Source organism: Cobetia sp. PS-4MA, assembly GCF_057670765.1.
Genome location: NZ_CM173107.1, coordinates 3272393 through 3295022 on the forward strand (window position 1 = coordinate 3272393; position 22630 = coordinate 3295022).

Annotated in this window: 1 protein-coding gene; it reads right to left on the reverse strand. The window is 63.6% G+C overall.

The genetic code is table 11. The annotated features are described in order from the left end of the window. Nucleotides 1–28: 28 nt before the first annotated feature. Nucleotides 29–22531: a VCBS domain-containing protein gene (locus AC26AR_RS13855; RefSeq protein ID WP_488107222.1), complete on the reverse strand. Its 22503-nt coding sequence runs from the start codon at nt 22529–22531 to the stop codon at nt 29–31. Nucleotides 22532–22630: the final 99 nt, after the last annotated feature.

The following is a 22630-nucleotide window of genomic DNA, read 5'->3' on the forward strand; positions in this document are numbered from 1 at the left end:
GCCTAAGCCATCTCCCTTATCTTTTGCATCAACCGTCAACGTTGGTCTTGAGGCTATTGCTATCCAGCAGCGACTGGATGATCTGGGCATCGGAATCACCGCCCGATGTCAGATCCACATCCTGCAGAGTGATCTCCTGGGTGACATTGCTGCCCGCAGAGCCGTCCACACTGATCTCGATGGTGGTACCGCCGTCCCCATCTGACTCGAAGTGCAGGAAGCTCGAGAGCGCATCGGCGTCCCCATTGGACTGAAGGAGATCCGACAGATCGATGACGTCGCCATCCGCCACACTGAAGTCGGTGATGGTATCCGTCGCCATGCCGCCTTCGCTGTTGACGTCATCACCACTCATCCACTGGAAGGTGTCTGCCCCATCGCCGCCAGTGAGGATGTCGTTGCCGGAGCCACCCACCAGAAGATCATCGCCCTCGCCACCGGACAGGATATCGTTGCCGGTACCACCTCTCAGCGTATCGTTGCCGCTACCGCCTTCCAGACGATCGCTGCCCACACCGCCACTCAAGATGTCATTGCCGCCCTGGCCGATCAGATAATCGGCATAGAAAGGCCCGTCACCATCACCTGTCAAAGTATCGTTACCGGAAGTCCCGATCACGACAGCCAACTTGTCGACATCAATGCTGACGCTGGAAGTGTTGGTATCCCCGTCGTTGTCGACCGTGACGTAATCGAAGCTGTCCGTGGAACGCTCACTGACATTGTCCGGCGGCGTATAGGAGAAATCACCGGTCCCCAGATTGAACAGCATGCTGCCGCCCAGATCCGTCGAGATGGTCAACTCCAGGCTGTCTGCATCGTAGCTGCTGTTGTCAGTGCCAGTGGCAGAAACAGCATTGGTATCCGGATCATAGCTGTAGGTCGTGCCATCCACAGTGACCGATTGCAGATAACCACCATCCGCTCCCAACAGACTGCCATCCACGGAACTGCCTGATACCAGCTGACCACTGACAGGTGATTGGACCGTGGCAGCGAGCGTATCGTCGAGATCCTCGAAGCTGGTCACGACTGTACTATCGATATCTTCATCCGCTGAACCATCGTAGGCAATCGGATCAAGATTGGCTTCTGTGACATTGTTACCCAAGCCGATGGAATAAGACTTCACGCCATTATCGACCAGGAAGTCTGTCCAGATACCTTCTTCTACATTGCTGATACCAGTATCCGAGTCATCTCTGACAGGCACTGTTATCGTCTGACCAAACCTGTTGGTCGTGGTGTATTGAACGGTATCGAAGTCCAAAGAGTTGTTCAGCGCATTGGAATCACCATCAGCACCATATGGCGTACCATCCGAGAAGAAATAAGAGATGCTTTGCGCATCTTCCAATGCCCCGTCCAAAGCATAATTGTCCATCGCTTCTGCAAGCGCGGCATCGTAGTTGGTAACCCCTCCCGCTATCAGGCCATCCAGAACATCTTCGACCTCGGCGACTGTCAGCCAAGCACCGTAGGAGTCTGCCGTCGTGGAGAAGGTCACCAGATTGATACGTACATCCCCGAAATCGTCATAGGACTCAATCAACGTTTTGATCGCGCTGATAGCACTGTCCAGTCGAGATTCACCATCAATGCCATCTCTCGTCACCATGGAGCCAGAGACATCCAGCACGATAGTGAGATTGGTATCCACCAACGTCGAGGAGAAGCTCTGTGCTTCCTGCTGCTCGGGGGCATCATCCTCGATGCCGATGATCAGCGTGCCGGTGGAGCTTGCGCCTTCGCTATCCGTTGCGAGCACACCGAAGTCCAGAGACAGGACATCTTCCCCATCACCCGAGTGATCAACCGCCTGACTCAGAGTGAAGGTATAGGCGCCGCTGTCATCGATGGTCACCGTCGCGACTTCATTGCCCTCGGCATCGGTTGCCACCATTGACTGGGTGCCGCTGCCGGACCAGGTCACCGCACTGCCACCGGAGGTGATGGCCGTGGCGGGCGCCGTCAGCACCAGCGAGACACTGTCACTGTCGACATCCGTGACCGAAACCGTACCGGTGACGATGGTGGCATCGGTAGTATCCGTGAAGCCATCAGCCGCATCACTGTCGGCGATACCGCCTTCGAGCCCTTCTTCGCTGACGCGGCCTTCAGTCGCAGTCACCACCGGAGCGTCATTCGTCCCCTGAATGGTAATGGTGACATCCTGGGTAGCTGTCGCTCCCGCCGTATCCGTGACAGTGACGGTGTAGGTCAGGACCAGTGACTCGCCTGCAGACAGGTAGTCGAAGCTTTCCCCGGCAGCACTGCTGTCGAAGGTCCAGTTGAGCGTCCCTTCAGTGTTCTCGTCATCGATGATGGCGCCGGTGTCCACCCCCAGCAGCGCCAGCAGATCATCGTTGTCCAGCGCGCCAGTATCACCATTGCTGGAGACACTGGTCACGCTTGGCGTCACGCTATTGCTGAGATCCACATCCGTCACCGACAGCGTACCGCTGGTGCTCAGCGCGGAGTCCGTTTCCGTCAGGCTGGCGGAGGCGCTATCACCACTGTTGACGCTGATCGCCGGGCCGTCGTTGCGACCATTGATGGTGATCGTCAGGGTAGTACTGGAGGTATCACCGTCAGCATCCCTGATCACGTAGGTATAGACATCCGTGACCGACTCACCCGCCGCGAGGAACTGCAGATCTTCGCGTGCTGACTGGTAGCTGTAGGAGCCATCCGCTTCAAGCGTCAGCTCGCCATGAGCACCAGTGATCACAGCCGCCGCGCCATCGCTCACCGCGACGGTTTCTGATCCGGAAGTGACGGCGGTGACGGTGACCGCATCGGCCCCCAGGGTGTCCGCCGTCGCAGATGAGCCGTCCACCACGTTGCCGGTAACGGCTGCACTGCGATTCTCGTTCATGCTGCGGGTATCAGCATTGGCTATCGGCGCGGTGTCCAGAACGGTGACATCCAGACTGGATGTGGTGCTCTGACCGGCAAGATCCGTCACCACGACAGCGAAGTCGTCAACGACACTGTCATCGCCACCGGAATGATCAGCCGCAGTGCCATCTTCCACATAGCTGTAGGAGACCACCCCGGTGTCGGCATCATAGCCAGTGACGGTCAGCGTCCCTTCGCCATCTGGATTGGAGATCACTACCGGTGAGGTGTTGGCATCCGTGATATCCACACCAGCGATCGTCACTGCCGCAATACCTGCCGCAGCTTTCACGGTAAAGGTATCGGTGACCGTACTTCCTGTCGCTTCAGTGACGGACTGATCTTCCAGTGAATTGATGACCGGCAGTGCATCATCAGTACCGGTGATCACGATATCCACTGTCGTGGTGGAACCATCGCTGAGCGTGACGGTGTACTGCTCGACAATCTCGTCTTCAGACGTCAGCCCCTGAACAGCAGCTGTGTCGTTGTCGAGCGTATAGGTCCAGCTACCGTCAGCATTGACAGTGAAGCTGCCGTAGTCACTGCTGTCATCGGTCGCGGCCACGAATGTCGGCGCAACACTATCGACATCGGTCGCGGTCAGCGTACCCGACGCTTGTGTCACACCATCTTCGGCAACAGCGCCATCATCGGCACTGATGACAACAGGGTCATCGACCGCCGTGACATCCTGGAAGCTGAGAATGGCTTCATCGAACTCGGTACCATCCGTGATCACATAGGTGGTATCAGGCACCGGACCGTTGTAGTTCTCGCCGGGCGTGAAGGTGAAGGTACCATCGGCATTGATAAGTAGCGTGCCGACTTCGCCAAGATCCGCCGTCTCGCCCGGGTCGTAGGTATCGCCGTCAACAGTGAAGCTGAAGACGCTCAACTCATCACCATCGGCATCAACATCGTTGCTCAGGACGTTGCCGCTGACCGGAGTATCTTCCTCGACCAGAATCGGGCCATCGTCATAGGCCACCGGCTTGTCGTTCAAGCCCTGGACATTGATGGTGATGACAGCGGTATCCGAATCCCCATCCGCATCAAGAATGGTGTACTCGAACTCCTCCTTGACCAGATCACCCGCTCCCAATGCCTGGGCACGTACATCGTCCAGGTCATAACTGAAGCTGCCATCGGTATTGAGGGTCAGGCTGCCATAGCTGCCATCGACGGTAACACTACCCCCGTTGTCTGCCAGCAAGATGCCGTCCAGTTTCGTGATGGTCACGGCGTCGGCACCAAGCTCATCCTGACCACGACCCAAAACACTCGTGATGACATTGGTACTGATCACCGGCTCACCATCAGGGGAAGTATCGTCCTCACGAATGGTGTAGGTGTCATCATTGGCGACAGGCGCGGTATCCAGAACCGTGACGTCGAGGCTGTCGGTGGCTGTTGCACCGGTAACATCCGTCACCACCACGGTGAAGCTATCGACAACGCTGTCATCGCCGCCAGAGTGATCAGCGGCAGTACCATCTTCCACATAGCGGTAAGAGACGGTGCCCGTGTCGGCATCGTAGCCAGTGACGGTCAACGTACCTTCATCACCATCCGTGCCAGGAATCGCGACCGGATTGTCTGCAGTCGCGCCGGTGATATCGGTGCCGTTGATGGTGACGGTAGCGATGCCAGTATCAGCCTGGACATTGAAGGTATCGGTGACGGTCGCACCCTCACCCTCGATGACTGACTGATCTTCCAACGAGTCGATGGTCGGCTCACCATCATCAGCACCGGTAATAATGATATCGACGGTAGTGCTGGTGCCATCCGACAGGCTCACGATGTATTGCTCGGTGACGGTCTGTCCTTCAATCAGGCCTTGTACGTCTGCACTGTCGTTATCAAGCGTGTAGGTCCAGCTGCCGTCGGCGGCGACCTCGAAGCTGCCGTAGATACTGCTGTCATCGGTGGCGGCGACGAAGGTCGGAGCGATGCCGTCCACGTCGGTAGCCGTCAGCGCACCAGTGGCACTCAGTACGTCGTCCTCACTCACGGCACCAGTGTCTGCGGTAAGTACCGGCAGATCGTCAGACCCCGTGATGTTGATGGTCAGCGTGGTGGTAGACGTATCACCATCACTGTCCTCCAGGACATAAGTGAAGACATCTTCCGCCTGCACACCATCAGCCAGCGACTGCGTCTTGGTGGTATCCAATACGTAGGTATAGCTGCCGTCACTGTTGAGCGTCAGCGTGCCGTAGTCGCCCGTGACCGTGGCACTGCCGCCGTCGGCAATCCCGGTATCGTCCAGTTTGCAGACCATGAACGGCGCATCTGCACCCAGGACGTCCTCATTGTCATTGGCACCGTCGATCACGTTGCCCGTGAGCTCGTCCGTCGCATCTTCATCTATATCGCGCTCATCCGGCTTGGCCGTCGGCGCGGTATCCAGAATCTTGACGTCAAGACTGTCGCTGGTGCTCTGCCCGGCCAGGTCAGTGACGACCACGGCGTAGTTGTCGAACACGCTATCGTCGCCAGCCGAGTGATCCGCAGCCGTGCCATCCTCCACATAGGTGTAGGACACGGTGCCGGAATCATAGCCAGTGATGGTCAGCGTGCCTTCGTCCTCAGTCGCGCCCGGGACCACGATGGGGTTATCCACTGACGCCGAAGTGATGTCCGTGCCATTGATGGTGACGCTGGCGATTCCGGCATCCGCTGCCACCTCGAAGGTGTCAGTGACCGTCTCCCCCGTGGCCTCGGTCACTTCCTTGTCAGCCAACGTGATGACTGGCACTGCGTCGGTCGAGCCGTCGACGGTGATGGTCAGCGTGGTGCTGGAGGCATCGCCATCGGCGTCGGTGATCGTGTAGCTGAAGACGTCGGTCAGTGACGCCCCATCATCCAGGCCCTGGACCTCGGCATTGCTGTTGTCCAGCACATAGCTGTAGCTGCCGTCGGCTTCGAGGGTCAGCGTGCCGTAGTCGCCGGTGACGACGGCGGCGGCATCTGCCGTGACGGTGCTGCCATCGACGGCAGTGACCGTGGTGGCATCGGCCCCCAGGGTGTCGGCGGTGTCGCTGGCGCCGTCGATGACGTTGCCGTCGAGTGCCGTGGTGGTGTCTTCGTCGATGTTGCGGGCGTCGGCCTTGGCCTCCGGCGCGGTATCGAGGATCGCGATGTCCAGACTGTCGCTGGTGCTCTGCCCGGTGATGTCGGTGACCACGACGCTGAAGCTGTCGGTGATGTCGCCGCCGGTGTGATCTTCGCTCGCGCCATCCTCGACGTAGCTGTAGGTCACGGTGCCCGTGTCGGCGTCGTAGCCGGTCACGCTCAGGACACCTTCGACGGTGGTGATCTCGACCGGATCGGTCTCGGTCGCGCCGGTGATATCAGTGCCATTCACGGTGACGCTGGCGATGCCGGCATCCGCTTCCACCTGGAAGCTGTCAGTGACGGTGCCGCCGGTCGCCTCAGTGACCGACTGGTCATCCAGCGAGGTGATGGTCGGCACGCCATCGGTCGAGCCGTCGACGGTGATGGTCAGCGTGGTGCTGGAGGCATCGCCATCGGCGTCGGTGATCGTGTAGCTGAAGACGTCGGTCAGTGACGCCCCATCATCCAGGCCCTGGACCTCGGCATTGCTGTTGTCCAGCACATAGCTGTAGCTGCCATCACTGTTGAGGGTCAGCGTGCCGTAGCTGCCGGTGACGACCGTCGCATCATCCGCGGTGACGGCAGACGCACTCCCGCCGTCCGGCGTGACGCTGGTCACGCTGGTGGCATCGGCGCCCAGGGTATCGGCGGTGTCGTTGGTGCCGTCGATGACGTTGCCGTCGAGTGCCGTGGTGGTGTCTTCGTCGATGTTGCGGGCGTCGGCCTTGGCCTCCGGCGCGGTATCGAGGATCGCGATGTCCAGGCTGTCGCTGGTGCTCTGCCCGGTGATGTCGGTGACCACGACGCTGAAGCTGTCGGTGATGTCGCCGCCGGTGTGATCTTCGCTCGCGCCATCCTCGACGTAGCTGTAGGTCACGGTGCCCGTGTCGGCGTCGTAGCCGGTCACGCTCAGGACACCTTCGACGGTGGTGATCTCGACCGGATCGGTCTCGGTCGCGCCGGTGATATCAGTGCCATTCACGGTGACGCTGGCGATGCCGGCATCCGCTTCCACCTGGAAGCTGTCAGTGACGGTGCCGCCGGTCGCCTCAGTGACCGACTGGTCATCCAGCGAGGTGATGGTCGGCACGCCATCGGTCGAGCCGTCGACGGTGATGGTCAGCGTGGTGCTGGAGGCATCGCCATCGGCATCGGTGATCGTGTAGCTGAAGACGTCGGTCAGTGACGCCCCATCATCCAGGCCCTGGACCTCGGCATTGCTGTTGTCCAGCACATAGCTGTAGCTGCCATCACTGTTGAGGGTCAGCGTGCCGTAGCTGCCGGTGACGACCGTCGCATCATCCGCGGTGACGGCAGACGCACTCCCGCCGTCCGGCGTGACGCTGGTCACGCTGGTGGCATCGGCGCCCAGGGTATCGGCGGTGTCGTTGGTGCCGTCGATGACGTTGCCGTCGAGTGCCGTGGTGGTGTCTTCGTCGATGTTGCGGGCGTCGGCCTTGGCCTCCGGCGCGGTGTCGAGGATCGCGATGTCCAGACTGTCGCTGGTGCTCTGCCCGGTGATGTCGGTGACCACGACGCTGAAGCTGTCGGTGATGTCGCCGCCGGTGTGATCTTCGCTCGCGCCATCCTCGACGTAGCTGTAGGTCACGGTGCCCGTGTCGGCGTCGTAGCCGGTCACACTCAGGACACCTTCGACGGTGGTGATCTCGACCGGATCGGTCTCGGTCGCGCCGGTGATATCAGTGCCATTCACGGTGACGCTGGCGATGCCGGCATCCGCTTCCACCTGGAAGGTGTCAGTGACGGTGCCGCCGGTCGCCTCAGTGACCGACTGGTCATCCAGCGAGGTGATGGTCGGCACGCCATCGGTCGAGCCGTCGACGGTGATGGTCAGCGTGGTGCTGGAGGCATCGCCATCGGCGTCGGTGATCGTGTAGCTGAAGACGTCAGCCAGGCTCTCGCCATCATCCAGGCCCTGGACCTCGGCATTGCTGTTGTCCAGCACATAGCTGTAGCTGCCGTCGGCTTCGAGGGTCAGCGTGCCGTAGCTGCCGGTGACGACTGCGGCGGCATCTGCCGTGACGTCGGACGCACTCCCGCCGTCCGGCGTGACGCTGGTCACGCTGGTGGCATCGGCCCCCAGGGTGTCGGCGGTGTCGCTGGCGCCGTCGATGACGTTGCCGTCGAGTGCCGTGGTGGTGTCTTCGTCGATGTTGCGGGCGTCGGCCTTGGCCTCCGGGGCGGTGTCGAGGATCGCGATGTCCAGGCTGTCGCTGGTGCTCTGCCCGGTGATGTCGGTGACCACGACCGCGAAGCTGTCGGTGATGTCGCCGTCGGTGTGATCTTCGCTCTCGCCATCTTCGACGTAGCTATAGGTGACCTCACCGGTGTCGGCGTCGTAGCCGGTCACGGTCAGGGTGCCTTCGTCGGTGGTGATCTCGACCGGCGTGGTGCTGGCGTCAGTGATGTCGACACCGCCGATGGTGACCGCGGCAATCCCGGCGGTGGCGGCGACCGTGAAGCTGCCGGTGACGGTGTCGCCGGTGGCTTCGGTGACGCTGTTGTCGCTCGTCGCGCTGATGTCGGTGATGGTCGGTGCGCCATCGGTGGCGCCATCGACGGTGATGGTCAGCGTGGTGCTGGAGGTGTCGCCATCGGCGTCGGTGATGGTGTAGGTGAAGACGTCCGTCAGTGACTGGTCAGCATCCAGCGACTGCACGTCGGCATTGGTGGTGTCGAGCACGTAGCTGTAGCTGCCATCGGCTTCGAGCGTCAGCGTGCCGTAGTCGCCGGTGACGACGGCGGCGGCATCTGCCGTGACGGTGCTGCCATCGACGTCAGTGACCGTGGTGGCGTCAGCCCCCAGGGTGTCGGCGGTGTCGTTGACGCCGTCGATGACGTTGCCGTCGAGTGCCGTGGTGGTGTCTTCGCCAATGTTGCGCGTGTCAGCCTTGGCCTCCGGCGCGGTGTCGAGGATCGCGATGTCCAGGCTGTCGCTGGTGCTCTGCCCGGTGATGTCGGTGACCACGACGGTGAAGCTGTCGGTGATGCCCGCATCAGGGTGAACTTCGCTCTCGCCATCTTCGACGTAGCTGTAGCTGACCTCACCGGTGCCGGCGTCGTAGCCGGTCACGGTCAGGGTGCCTTCGTCGGTGGTGATCTCGACCGGCGTGGTGCTGGCGTCAGTGATGTCGATGCCACCGATGGTGACGGTATCGATGCCCGCTTGTGCCGCGACCGTGAAGCTGCCGGTGACGGTGTCGCCGGTGGCTTCGGTGACGCTGTTGTCGGCTGTGCCACTTATGTCGGTGATGGTCGGCACGCCATCGGTGGCGCCGTCGACGGTGATGGTCAGCGTGGTGCTGGAGGTGTCGCCATCGGCGTCGGTGATGGTGTAGCTGAAGACGTCAGCCAGTGACTGGTCAGCATCCAGCGACTGCACCTCGGCATTGGTGGTGTCGAGCACGTAGCTGTAGCTGCCATCGGCTTCGAGCGTCAGCGTGCCGTAGTCGCCGGTGACGACGGCGGCGGCATCTGCCGTGACGGTGCTGCCATCGACGTCAGTGACCGTGGTGGCGTCAGCCCCCAGGGTGTCGGCGGTGTCGTTGGCGCCGTCGATGACGTTGCCGTCGAGCGCCGTGGTGGTGTCTTCCCCGATGTTGCGCGCGTCAGCCTTGGCCTCCGGCGCGGTATCGAGAATGGTGATGTCCAGGCTGTCCGTGCTGCTCTGCCCGGTGATGTCGGTGACCACGACCGCGAAGCTGTCGGTGATGCCCGCATCAGTGTGAACTTCGCTCTCGCCATCTTCGACGTAAGAGTAGGTGACCTCACCGGTGTCGGCGTCGTAGCCGGTCACAGTCAGGGTGCCTTCGTCGGTGGTGATCTCGACCGGCGTGGTGCTGGCGTCAGTGATGTCGATGCCACCGATGGTGACAGCGGCAATCCCGGCGGTGGCCGCGACCGTGAAGCTGCCGGTGACGGTGTCGCCGGTGGCTTCGGTGACGCTGTTGTCGCTCATCGCGCTGATGTCGGTGATGGTCGGCACGCCATCGGTGGAGCCGTCGACGGTGATGGTCAGCGTGGTGCTGGAGGTGTCGCCATCGGCGTCAGTGATGGTGTAGCTGAAGACGTCAGCCAGTGACTGGTTGGCATCCAGCGACTGCACCTCGGCATTGGTGGTGTCGAGCACATAGCTGTAGCTGCCATCGGCTTCGAGCGTCAGCGTGCCGTAGTCGCCGGTGACGACTGCGGCGGCATCGGCCGTGATGGCGGACGCACTGCCGCCGGCCGGCGTGACGCTGGTCACGCTGGTGGCGTCAGCCCCCAGGGTGTCGGCGGTATCGTTGCCGCCGTCGATGACGTTGCCGTCGAGCGCCGTGGTGGTGTCTTCCCCGATGTTGCGCGCGTCAGCCTTGGCCTCCGGCGCGGTGTCGAGGATCGCGATGTCCAGGCTGTCGCTGGTGCTCTGCCCGGTGATGTCGGTGACCACGACGGTGAAGCTGTCGGTGATGCCCGCATCAGGGTGAACTTCGCTCTCGCCATCTTCGACGTAGCTGTAGCTGACCTCACCGGTGCCGGCGTCGTAGCCGGTCACGGTCAGGGTGCCTTCGTCGGTGGTGATCTCGACCGGCGTGGTGCTGGCGTCCGTGATGTCGACACCGCCGATGGTGACGGTATCGATGCCCGCTTGGGCCGCGACCGTGAAGCTGCCGGTAACGGTGTCGCCGGTGGCTTCGGTGACGCTGTTGTCGGCGTCACCACTGATGTCGGTGATGGTCGGTGCGCCGTCGGTGGCGCCGTCGACGGTGATGGTCAGCGTGGTGCTGGAGGTGTCGCCATCGGCGTCGGTGATGGTGTAGGTGAAGACATCCGCCAGTGACTCACCGTCGTCCAGCGACTGCACGTCGGCATTGGTGGTGTCGAGCACGTAGCTGTAGCTGCCATCGGCTTCGAGGGTCAGCGTGCCGTAGCTGCCGGTGACGACTGCGGCGGCATCTGCCGTGACGTCGGACGCACTCCCGCCGTCCGGCGTGACGCTGGTCACGCTGGTGGCATCGGCCCCCAGGGTGTCGGCGGTGTCGTTGGTGCCGTCGATGACGTTGCCGTCGAGTGCCGTGGTGGTGTCTTCGTCGATGTTGCGGGCGTCGGCCTTGGCCTCCGGCGCGGTGTCGAGGATCGCGATGTCCAGACTGTCGCTGGTGCTCTGCCCGGTGATGTCGGTGACCACGACGCTGAAGCTGTCGGTGATGTCGCCGCCGGTGTGATCTTCGCTCGCGCCATCCTCGACGTAGCTGTAGGTCACGGTGCCCGTGTCGGCGTCGTAGCCGGTCACACTCAGGACACCTTCGACGGTGGTGATCTCGACCGGATCGGTCTCGGTCGCGCCGGTGATATCAGTGCCATTCACGGTGACGCTGGCGATGCCGGCATCCGCTTCCACCTGGAAGGTGTCAGTGACGGTGCCGCCGGTCGCCTCAGTGACCGACTGGTCATCCAGCGAGGTGATGGTCGGCACGCCATCGGTCGAGCCGTCGACGGTGATGGTCAGCGTGGTGCTGGAGGCATCGCCATCGGCGTCGGTGATCGTGTAGCTGAAGACGTCAGCCAGGCTCTCGCCATCATCCAGGCCCTGGACCTCGGCATTGCTGTTGTCCAGCACATAGCTGTAGCTGCCGTCGGCTTCGAGGGTCAGCGTGCCGTAGCTGCCGGTGACGACTGCGGCGGCATCTGCCGTGACGTCGGACGCACTCCCGCCGTCCGGCGTGACGCTGGTCACGCTGGTGGCATCGGCCCCCAGGGTGTCGGCGGTGTCGCTGGCGCCGTCGATGACGTTGCCGTCGAGTGCCGTGGTGGTGTCTTCGTCGATGTTGCGGGCGTCGGCCTTGGCCTCCGGCGCGGTGTCGAGGATCGCGATGTCCAGACTGTCGCTGGTGCTCTGCCCGGTGATGTCGGTGACCACGACGCTGAAGCTGTCGGTGATGTCGCCGCCGGTGTGATCTTCGCTCGCGCCATCCTCGACGTAGCTGTAGGTCACGGTGCCCGTGTCGGCGTCGTAGCCGGTCACACTCAGGACACCTTCGACGGTGGTGATCTCGACCGGATCGGTCTCGGTCGCGCCGGTGATATCAGTGCCATTCACGGTGACGCTGGCGATGCCGGCATCCGCTTCCACCTGGAAGGTGTCAGTGACGGTGCCGCCGGTCGCCTCAGTGACCGACTGGTCATCCAGCGAGGTGATGGTCGGCACGCCATCGGTCGAGCCGTCGACGGTGATGGTCAGCGTGGTGCTGGAGGCATCGCCATCGGCGTCGGTGATCGTGTAGCTGAAGACGTCAGCCAGGCTCTCGCCATCATCCAGGCCCTGGACCTCGGCATTGCTGTTGTCCAGCACATAGCTGTAGCTGCCGTCGGCTTCGAGGGTCAGCGTGCCGTAGCTGCCGGTGACGACCGTCGCATCATCCGCGGTGACGGCAGACGCACTCCCGCCGTCCGGCGTGACGCTGGTCACGCTGGTGGCATCGGCGCCCAGGGTATCGGCGGTGTCGTTGGTGCCGTCGATGACGTTGCCGTCGAGTGCCGTGGTGGTGTCTTCGTCGATGTTGCGGGCGTCGGCCTTGGCCTCCGGCGCGGTATCGAGGATCGCGATGTCCAGGCTGTCGCTGGTGCTCTGCCCGGTGATGTCGGTGACCACGACGCTGAAGCTGTCGGTGATGTCGCCGCCGGTGTGATCTTCGCTCGCGCCATCCTCGACGTAGCTGTAGGTCACGGTGCCCGTGTCGGCGTCGTAGCCGGTCACGCTCAGGACACCTTCGACGGTGGTGATCTCGATCGGATCGGCCTCGGTCGCGCCGGTGATGTCAGTGCCATTCACGGTGACGCTGGCGATGCCGGCATCCGCTTCCACCTGGAAGGTGTCAGTGACGGTGCCGCCGGTCGCCTCAGTGACCGACTGGTCATCCAGCGAGGTGATGGTCGGCACGCCATCGGTCGAGCCGTCGACGGTGATGGTCAGCGTGGTGCTGGAGGCATCGCCATCGGCGTCGGTGATCGTGTAGCTGAAGACGTCGGTCAGTGACGCCCCATCATCCAGGCCCTGGACCTCGGCATTGCTGTTGTCCAGCACATAGCTGTAGCTGCCATCACTGTTGAGGGTCAGCGTGCCGTAGCTGCCGGTGACGACCGTCGCATCATCCGCGGTGACGGCAGACGCACTCCCGCCGTCCGGCGTGACGCTGGTCACGCTGGTGGCATCGGCGCCCAGGGTATCGGCGGTGTCGTTGGTGCCGTCGATGACGTTGCCGTCGAGTGCCGTGGTGGTGTCTTCGTCGATGTTGCGGGCGTCGGCCTTGGCCTCCGGCGCGGTATCGAGGATCGCGATGTCCAGGCTGTCGCTGGTGCTCTGCCCGGTGATGTCGGTGACCACGACGCTGAAGCTGTCGGTGATGTCGCCGCCGGTGTGATCTTCGCTCGCGCCATCCTCGACGTAGCTGTAGGTCACGGTGCCCGTGTCGGCGTCGTAGCCGGTCACGCTCAGGACACCTTCGACGGTGGTGATCTCGACCGGATCGGTCTCGGTCGCGCCGGTGATGTCAGTGCCATTCACGGTGACGCTGGCGATGCCGGCATCCGCTTCCACCTGGAAGGTGTCAGTGACGGTGCCGCCGGTCGCCTCAGTGACCGACTGGTCATCCAGCGAGGTGATGGTCGGCACGCCATCGGTCGAGCCGTCGACGGTGATGGTCAGCGTGGTGCTGGAGGCATCGCCATCGGCGTCGGTGATCGTGTAGCTGAAGACGTCGGTCAGTGACGCCCCATCATCCAGGCCCTGGACCTCGGCATTGCTGTTGTCCAGCACATAGCTGTAGCTGCCATCACTGTTGAGGGTCAGCGTGCCGTAGCTGCCGGTGACGACCGTCGCATCATCCGCGGTGACGGCAGACGCACTCCCGCCGTCCGGCGTGACGCTGGTCACGCTGGTGGCATCGGCGCCCAGGGTATCGGCGGTGTCGTTGGTGCCGTCGATGACGTTGCCGTCGAGTGCCGTGGTGGTGTCTTCGTCGATGTTGCGGGCGTCGGCCTTGGCCTCCGGCGCGGTATCGAGGATCGCGATGTCCAGGCTGTCGCTGGTGCTCTGCCCGGTGATGTCGGTGACCACGACGCTGAAGCTGTCGGTGATGTCGCCGCCGGTGTGATCTTCGCTCGCGCCATCCTCGACGTAGCTGTAGGTCACGGTGCCCGTGTCGGCGTCGTAGCCGGTCACGCTCAGGACACCTTCGACGGTGGTGATCTCGATCGGATCGGCCTCGGTCGCGCCGGTGATGTCAGTGCCATTCACGGTGACGCTGGCGATGCCGGCATCCGCTTCCACCTGGAAGGTGTCAGTGACGGTGCCGCCGGTCGCCTCAGTGACCGACTGGTCATCCAGCGAGGTGATGGTCGGCACGCCATCGGTCGAGCCGTCGACGGTGATGGTCAGCGTGGTGCTGGAGGCATCGCCATCGGCGTCGGTGATCGTGTAGCTGAAGACGTCGGTCAGTGACGCCCCATCATCCAGGCCCTGGACCTCGGCATTGCTGTTGTCCAGCACATAGCTGTAGCTGCCATCACTGTTGAGGGTCAGCGTGCCGTAGCTGCCGGTGACGACCGTCGCATCATCCGCGGTGACGGCAGACGCACTCCCGCCGTCCGGCGTGACGCTGGTCACGCTGGTGGCATCGGCGCCCAGGGTATCGGCGGTGTCGTTGGTGCCGTCGATGACGTTGCCGTCGAGTGCCGTGGTGGTGTCTTCGTCGATGTTGCGGGCGTCGGCCTTGGCCTCCGGCGCGGTATCGAGGATCGCGATGTCCAGGCTGTCGCTGGTGCTCTGCCCGGTGATGTCGGTGACCACGACGCTGAAGCTGTCGGTGATGTCGCCGTCGGTGTGATCTTCGCTCGCGCCATCTTCGACGTAGCTGTAGGTCACGGTGCCCGTGTCGGCGTCGTAGCCGGTCACGCTCAGGACACCTTCGACGGTGGTGATCTCGACCGGATCGGTCTCGGTCGCGCCGGTGATGTCAGTGCCATTCACGGTGACGCTGGCGATGCCGGCATCCGCCTCGACCTGGAAGGTGTCAGTGACAGTGGCACCCGTGGCCTCGGTCACTTCCTTGTCTGCCAACGTGATGATGGGGACTGCGTCGGTGGCGCCGTCGACGGTGATGGTCAGCGTGGTGCTGGAGGCATCGCCATCGGCGTCGGTGATCGTGTAGCTGAAGACGTCGGTCAGTGACGCCCCATCATCCAGGCCCTGGACCTCGGCATTGCTGTTGTCCAGCACATAGCTGTAGCTGCCATCACTGTTGAGGGTCAGCGTGCCGTAGCTGCCGGTGACGACCGTCGCATCATCCGCGGTGACGGCAGACGCACTCCCGCCGTCCGGCGTGACGCTGGTCACGCTGGTGGCATCGGCGCCCAGGGTATCGGCGGTGTCGTTGGTGCCGTCGATGACGTTGCCGTCGAGTGCCGTGGTGGTGTCTTCGTCGATGTTGCGGGCGTCGGCCTTGGCCTCCGGCGCGGTATCGAGGATCGCGATGTCCAGGCTGTCGCTGGTGCTCTGCCCGGTGATGTCGGTGACCACGACGCTGAAGCTGTCGGTGATGTCGCCGTCGGTGTGATCTTCGCTCGCGCCATCTTCGACGTAGCTGTAGGTCACGGTGCCCGTGTCGGCGTCGTAGCCGGTCACGCTCAGGACACCTTCGACGGTGGTGATCTCGACCGGATCGGTCTCGGTCGCGCCGGTGATGTCAGTGCCATTCACGGTGACGCTGGCGATGCCGGCATCCGCTTCCACCTGGAAGGTGTCAGTGACGGTGCCGCCGGTCGCCTCAGTGACCGACTGGTCATCCAGCGAGGTGATGGTCGGCACGCCATCGGTCGAGCCGTCGACGGTGATGGTCAGCGTGGTGCTGGAGGCATCGCCATCGGCGTCGGTGATCGTGTAGCTGAAGACGTCGGTCAGTGACGCCCCATCATCCAGGCCCTGGACCTCGGCATTGCTGTTGTCCAGCACATAGCTGTAGCTGCCATCACTGTTGAGGGTCAGCGTGCCGTAGCTGCCGGTGACGACCGTCGCATCATCCGCGGTGACGGCAGACGCACTCCCGCCGTCCGGCGTGACGCTGGTCACGCTGGTGGCATCGGCGCCCAGGGTATCGGCGGTGTCGTTGGTGCCGTCGATGACGTTGCCGTCGAGTGCCGTGGTGGTGTCTTCGTCGATGTTGCGGGCGTCGGCCTTGGCCTCCGGCGCGGTATCGAGGATCGCGATGTCCAGGCTGTCGCTGGTGCTCTGCCCGGTGATGTCGGTGACCACGACGCTGAAGCTGTCGGTGATGTCGCCGCCGGTGTGATCTTCGCTCGCGCCATCCTCGACGTAGCTGTAGGTCACGGTGCCCGTGTCGGCGTCGTAGCCGGTCACGCTCAGGACACCTTCGACGGTGGTGATCTCGATCGGATCGGCCTCGGTCGCGCCGGTGATGTCAGTGCCATTCACGGTGACGCTGGCGATGCCGGCATCCGCTTCCACCTGGAAGGTGTCAGTGACGGTGCCGCCGGTCGCCTCAGTGACCGACTGGTCATCCAGCGAGGTGATGGTCGGCACGCCATCGGTCGAGCCGTCGACGGTGATGGTCAGCGTGGTGCTGGAGGCATCGCCATCGGCGTCGGTGATCGTGTAGCTGAAGACGTCGGTCAGTGACGCCCCATCATCCAGGCCCTGGACCTCGGCATTGCTGTTGTCCAGCACATAGCTGTAGCTGCCATCACTGTTGAGGGTCAGCGTGCCGTAGCTGCCGGTGACGACCGTCGCATCATCCGCGGTGACGGCAGACGCACTCCCGCCGTCCGGCGTGACGCTGGTCACGCTGGTGGCATCGGCGCCCAGGGTATCGGCGGTGTCGTTGGTGCCGTCGATGACGTTGCCGTCGAGTGCCGTGGTGGTGTCTTCGTCGATGTTGCGGGCGTCGGCCTTGGCCTCCGGCGCGGTATCGAGGATCGCGATGTCCAGGCTGTCGCTGGTGCTCTGCCCGGTGATGTCGGTGACCACGACGCTGAAGCTGTCGGTGATGTCGCCGCCGGTGTGATCTTCGCTCGCGCCATCCTCGACGTAGCTGTAGGTCACGGTGCCCGTGTCGGCGTCGTAGCCGGTCACGCTCAGGACACCTTCGACGGTGGTGATCTCGATCGGATCGGCCTCGGTCGCGCCGGTGATGTCAGTGCCATTCACGGTGACGCTGGCGATGCCGGCATCCGCTTCCACCTGGAAGGTGTCAGTGACGGTGCCGCCGGTCGCCTCAGTGACCGACTGGTCATCCAGCGAGGTGATGGTCGGCACGCCATCGGTCGAGCCGTCGACGGTGATGGTCAGCGTGGTGCTGGAGGCATCGCCATCGGCGTCGGTGATCGTGTAGCTGAAGACGTCGGTCAGTGACGCCCCATCATCCAGGCCCTGGACCTCGGCATTGCTGTTGTCCAGCACATAGCTGTAGCTGCCATCACTGTTGAGGGTCAGCGTGCCGTAGCTGCCGGTGACGACCGTCGCATCATCCGCGGTGACGGCAGACGCACTCCCGCCGTCCGGCGTGACGCTGGTCACGCTGGTGGCATCGGCGCCCAGGGTATCGGCGGTGTCGTTGGTGCCGTCGATGACGTTGCCGTCGAGTGCCGTGGTGGTGTCTTCGTCGATGTTGCGGGCGTCGGCCTTGGCCTCCGGCGCGGTATCGAGGATCGCGATGTCCAGGCTGTCGCTGGTGCTCTGCCCGGTGATGTCGGTGACCACGACGCTGAAGCTGTCGGTGATGTCGCCGCCGGTGTGATCTTCGCTCGCGCCATCCTCGACGTAGCTGTAGGTCACGGTGCCCGTGTCGGCGTCGTAGCCGGTCACGCTCAGGACACCTTCGACGGTGGTGATCTCGATCGGATCGGCCTCGGTCGCGCCGGTGATGTCAGTGCCATTCACGGTGACGCTGGCGATGCCGGCATCCGCTTCCACCTGGAAGGTGTCAGTGACGGTGCCGCCGGTCGCCTCAGTGACCGACTGGTCATCCAGCGAGGTGATGGTCGGCACGCCATCGGTCGAGCCGTCGACGGTGATGGTCAGCGTGGTGCTGGAGGCATCGCCATCGGCGTCGGTGATCGTGTAGCTGAAGACGTCGGTCAGTGACGCCCCATCATCCAGGCCCTGGACCTCGGCATTGCTGTTGTCCAGCACATAGCTGTAGCTGCCATCACTGTTGAGGGTCAGCGTGCCGTAGCTGCCGGTGACGACCGTCGCATCATCCGCGGTGACGGCAGACGCACTCCCGCCGTCCGGCGTGACGCTGGTCACGCTGGTGGCATCGGCGCCCAGGGTATCGGCGGTGTCGTTGGTGCCGTCGATGACGTTGCCGTCGAGTGCCGTGGTGGTGTCTTCGCCAATGTTGCGCGTGTCAGCCTTGGCCTCCGGCGCGGTGTCGAGGATCGCGATGTCCAGGCTGTCGCTGGTGCTCTGCCCGGTGATGTCGGTGACCACGACGGTGAAGCTGTCGGTGATGCCCGCATCAGGGTGAACTTCGCTCTCGCCATCTTCGACGTAAGAGTAGGTGACCTCACCGGTGTCGGCGTCGTAGCCGGTCACGGTCAGGGTGCCTTCGTCGGTGGTGATCTCGACCGGCGTGGTGCTGGCGTCCGTGATGTCGATGCCACCGATGGTGACAGCGGCAATCCCGGCGGTGGCCGCGACCGTGAAGCTGCCGGTGACGGTGTCGCCGGTGGCTTCGGTGACGCTGTTGTCGGCTGTGCCACTGATGTCGGTGATGGTCGGTGCTGAGTCATCCACACCAGTGATAACGATGTCGACCGTGGTGGTCGTCCCATCGCTCAGCTCGACCACAAATGACTGGCTGACAGTATCGCCTGCATCCAGCCCCTGGACGGCAGCGGCTTCGTTATCGAGCGTGTAGGTCCACTCACCTGATTCATTGACGCTGAAAGTGCCGTAATCATCGCTTTGGGAGCCAGCGACCACATCGGTGCTTTCAACATCGACAAGCGTGCCAGAAGCTTCGGTAACGCCATCCTCTGTTACCGCGCCAGAATCACTGCCAACCAGTGTGCCCACGTCATTGCTGGTCGCGGTGTTGCCGGCCGGGTCGGTGACGGTGGCTTCGACGCTATATTCGCCTTCGCTCAGCGGCGTCTCGGCATCGACGCTGTAGGTGCCATTTTCGACGGTGGCGGTGATGGTCTGCTCGTTGCCGTCACTGTCAGTGATGACCAGGGTTACGGTGCTGCCATCTTCGGCATCGGTGGTACCGACGATGGTCGGCGTGGTGTCGGAGGTCAGCGCCGGCGCATCGACGGTCAGTGCCGGGGCGGACAGATCGATCTCGCCCACGTCATTGCTGGTCGCGGTGTTGCCGGCCGGGTCGGTGACAGTGGCCTCGACGCTGTATTCGCCTTCGCTCAGCGGCGTCTCGGCGTCGACGCTGTAGGTGCCATTCTCGACGGTCGCGGTGACGGTCTGCTCGTTGCCGTCACTGTCGGTGATGACCAGCGTGACGGTGCTGCCGTCTTCGGCATCGGTGGTGCCGACGATGGTCGGTGTGGTGTCGGAGGTCAGCGCCGGCGCATCGACGGTCAGTGCCGGGGCGGACAGATCGATCTCGCCCACGTCATTGCTGGTCGCGGTGTTGCCGGCCGGGTCGGTGACGGTGGCTTCGACGCTGTACTCGCCTTCGCTCAGCGGGGTCTCGGCGTCGACGCTGTAGGTGCCATTCTCGACGGTCGCGGTGACGGTCTGCTCGTTGCCGTCACTGTCGGTGATGACCAGCGTGACGGTGCTGCCGTCTTCGGCATCGGTGGTGCCGACGATGGTCGGTGTGGTGTCGGAGGTCAGCGCCGGCGCATCGACGGTCAGTGCCGGGGCGGACAGATCGATCTCGCCCACGTCATTGCTGGTCGCGGTGTTGCCGGCCGGGTCGGTGACGGTGGCTTCGACGCTGTACTCGCCTTCGCTCAGCGGGGTCTCGGCGTCAACCGTATAGGTGCCGTTCTCGACGGTCGCGGTAACGGTCTGCTCGTTGCCTTCACTGTCGGTGATGAGCAGCGTGACGGTGCTGCCATCTTCGGCATCGGTGGTACCGACGATGGTCGGCGTGGTGTCGGAGGTCAGCGCCGGCGCATCGACGGTCAGTGCCGGGGCGGACAGATCGATCTCGCCCACGTCATTGCTGGTCGCGGTGTTGCCGGCCGGGTCGGTGACAGTGGCCTCGACGCTGTACTCGCCTTCGCTCAGCGGGGTCTCGGCGTCGACGCTGTAGGTGCCATTCTCGACGGTCGCGGTGACGGTCTGCTCGTTGCCGTCACTGTCGGTGATGACCAGCGTGACGGTGCTGCCGTCTTCGGCATCGGTGGTGCCGACGATGGTCGGTGTGGTGTCGGAGGTCAGCGCCGGCGCATCGACGGTCAGTGCCGGGGCGGACAGATCGATCTCGCCCACGTCATTGCTGGTCGCGGTGTTGCCGGCCGGGTCGGTGACGGTGGCTTCGACGCTGTACTCGCCTTCGCTCAGCGGGGTCTCGGCGTCGACGCTGTAGGTGCCATTCTCGACGGTCGCGGTGACGGTCTGCTCGTTGCCGTCACTGTCGGTGATGACCAGCGTGACGGTGCTGCCGTCTTCGGCATCGGTGGTGCCGACGATGGTCGGTGTGGTGTCGGAGGTCAGCGCCGGCGCATCGACGGTCAGTGCCGGGGCGGACAGATCGATCTCGCCCACGTCATTGCTGGTCGCGGTGTTGCCGGCCGGGTCGGTGACGGTGGCTTCGACGCTGTACTCGCCTTCGCTCAGCGGGGTCTCGGCGTCAACCGTATAGGTGCCGTTCTCGACGGTCGCGGTAACGGTCTGCTCGTTGCCTTCACTGTCGGTGATGAGCAGCGTGACGGTGCTGCCATCTTCGGCATCGGTGGTACCGACGATGGTCGGCGTGGTGTCGGAGGTCAGCGCCGGCGCATCGACGGTCAGCGCCGGCGCGCTTGCGTCGATCTCACCCACGTCATTGCTGGTCGCGGTGTTGCCGGCCGGGTCGGTGACGGTGGCTTCGACGCTGTACTCGCCTTCGCTCAGCGGCGTCTCGGCGTCGACGCTGTAGGTGCCGTTCTCGACGGTGGCGGTGACGGTCTGCTCGTTGCCTTCACTGTCGGTGATGAGCAGCGTGACGGTGCTGCCGTCCTCGGCGTCGGTGGTGCCGACGATGGTCGGCGTGGTGTCGGAGGTCAGCGCCGGCGCATCGACGGTCAGGCTCGGCGCGCTTGCGTCGATCTCGCCCACGTCATTGCTGGTCGCGGTGTTGCCGGCCGGGTCGGTGACGGTGGCTTCGACGCTGTATTCGCCTTCGCTCAGCGGGGTCTCGGCGTCAACCGTATAGGTGCCGTTCTCGACGGTCGCGGTAACGGTCTGCTCGTTGCCTTCACTGTCGGTGATGACCAGGGTCACGGTGCTGCCGTCTTCGGCATCGGTGGTGCCGACGATGGTCGGCGTGGTGTCGGAGGTCAGCGCCGGCGCATCGACGGTCAGGCTCGGCGCGCTTGCGTCGATCTCGCCCACGTCATTGCTGGTCGCGGTGTTGCCGGCCGGGTCGGTGACGGTGGCTTCGACGCTGTATTCGCCTTCGCTCAGCGGGGTCTCGGCGTCAACCGTATAGGTGCCGTTCTCGACGGTCGCGGTAACGGTCTGCTCGTTGCCTTCACTGTCGGTGATGAGCAGCGTGACGGTGCTGCCATCTTCGGCATCGGTGGTGCCGACGATGGTCGGCGTGGTGTCGGAGGTCAGTGCCGGGGCATCGACGGTCAGCGCCGGCGCGCTTGCGTCGACCTCGCCTACATCATTGCTGGTCGCGGTGTTGCCGGCCGGGTCGGTGACAGTGGCCTCGACGCTGTACTCGCCTTCGCTCAGCGGCGTCTCGGCATCGACGCTGTAGGTGCCATTCTCGACGGTGGCGGTGACGGTCTGCTCGTTGCCGTCACTGTCGGTGATGACCAGCGTGACGGTGCTGCCGTCTTCGGCATCGGTGGTGCCGACGATGGTCGGCGTGGTGTCGGAGGTCAGCGCCGGCGCATCGACGGTCAAGGCCAGGTCGGTTTCCGTCGATTCAGGATCCAACCCGAGGCCATCTTCGTCTTCATCGGTATAGGTGGGATCGGTGAACCCACCTTCATATTCGTAGGAAGTGCGCTCGACACGGCCATCCCGACCGACGCCAGAGGCATCCAGGAAGCCACTGCGACTGCTGCCCGGAGACCCTGCATTTTCCCCCGCTGCCGGTGCCTCCTGAATGGCCGTCGGGTCTTCGCCTCGGGCAATCGCTTCGCGCAATGCTTCTACCGTCGGGTCGACAGGTGCGTCATCGCGAGACTCTGCGAGCAGTACCTCGATACCGATCGGGGCCCCTTGCGGCACCACCAACCGAGAACCGTCTTCCAGCACGATGATCGCTCCCTGCGGCGCGATCAGGGTGGCAGTAGGTTCAAGCGTCATTCCATTGACGACACGCTGCGACTCGTTAGTGGCGGAAACAACAAGTACTGTGCCTTCTGTGCGAATGACCTGAACCATGGGGACTTACTCCTGCTGGGG

What these genes read in the sequence shown, in the direction of transcription:
- AC26AR_RS13855 (WP_488107222.1), bottom strand. Translation starts at nt 22,531, where the DNA reads ATGACGCTTGAACCTACTGCCACCCTGATCGCGCCGCAGGGAGCGATC.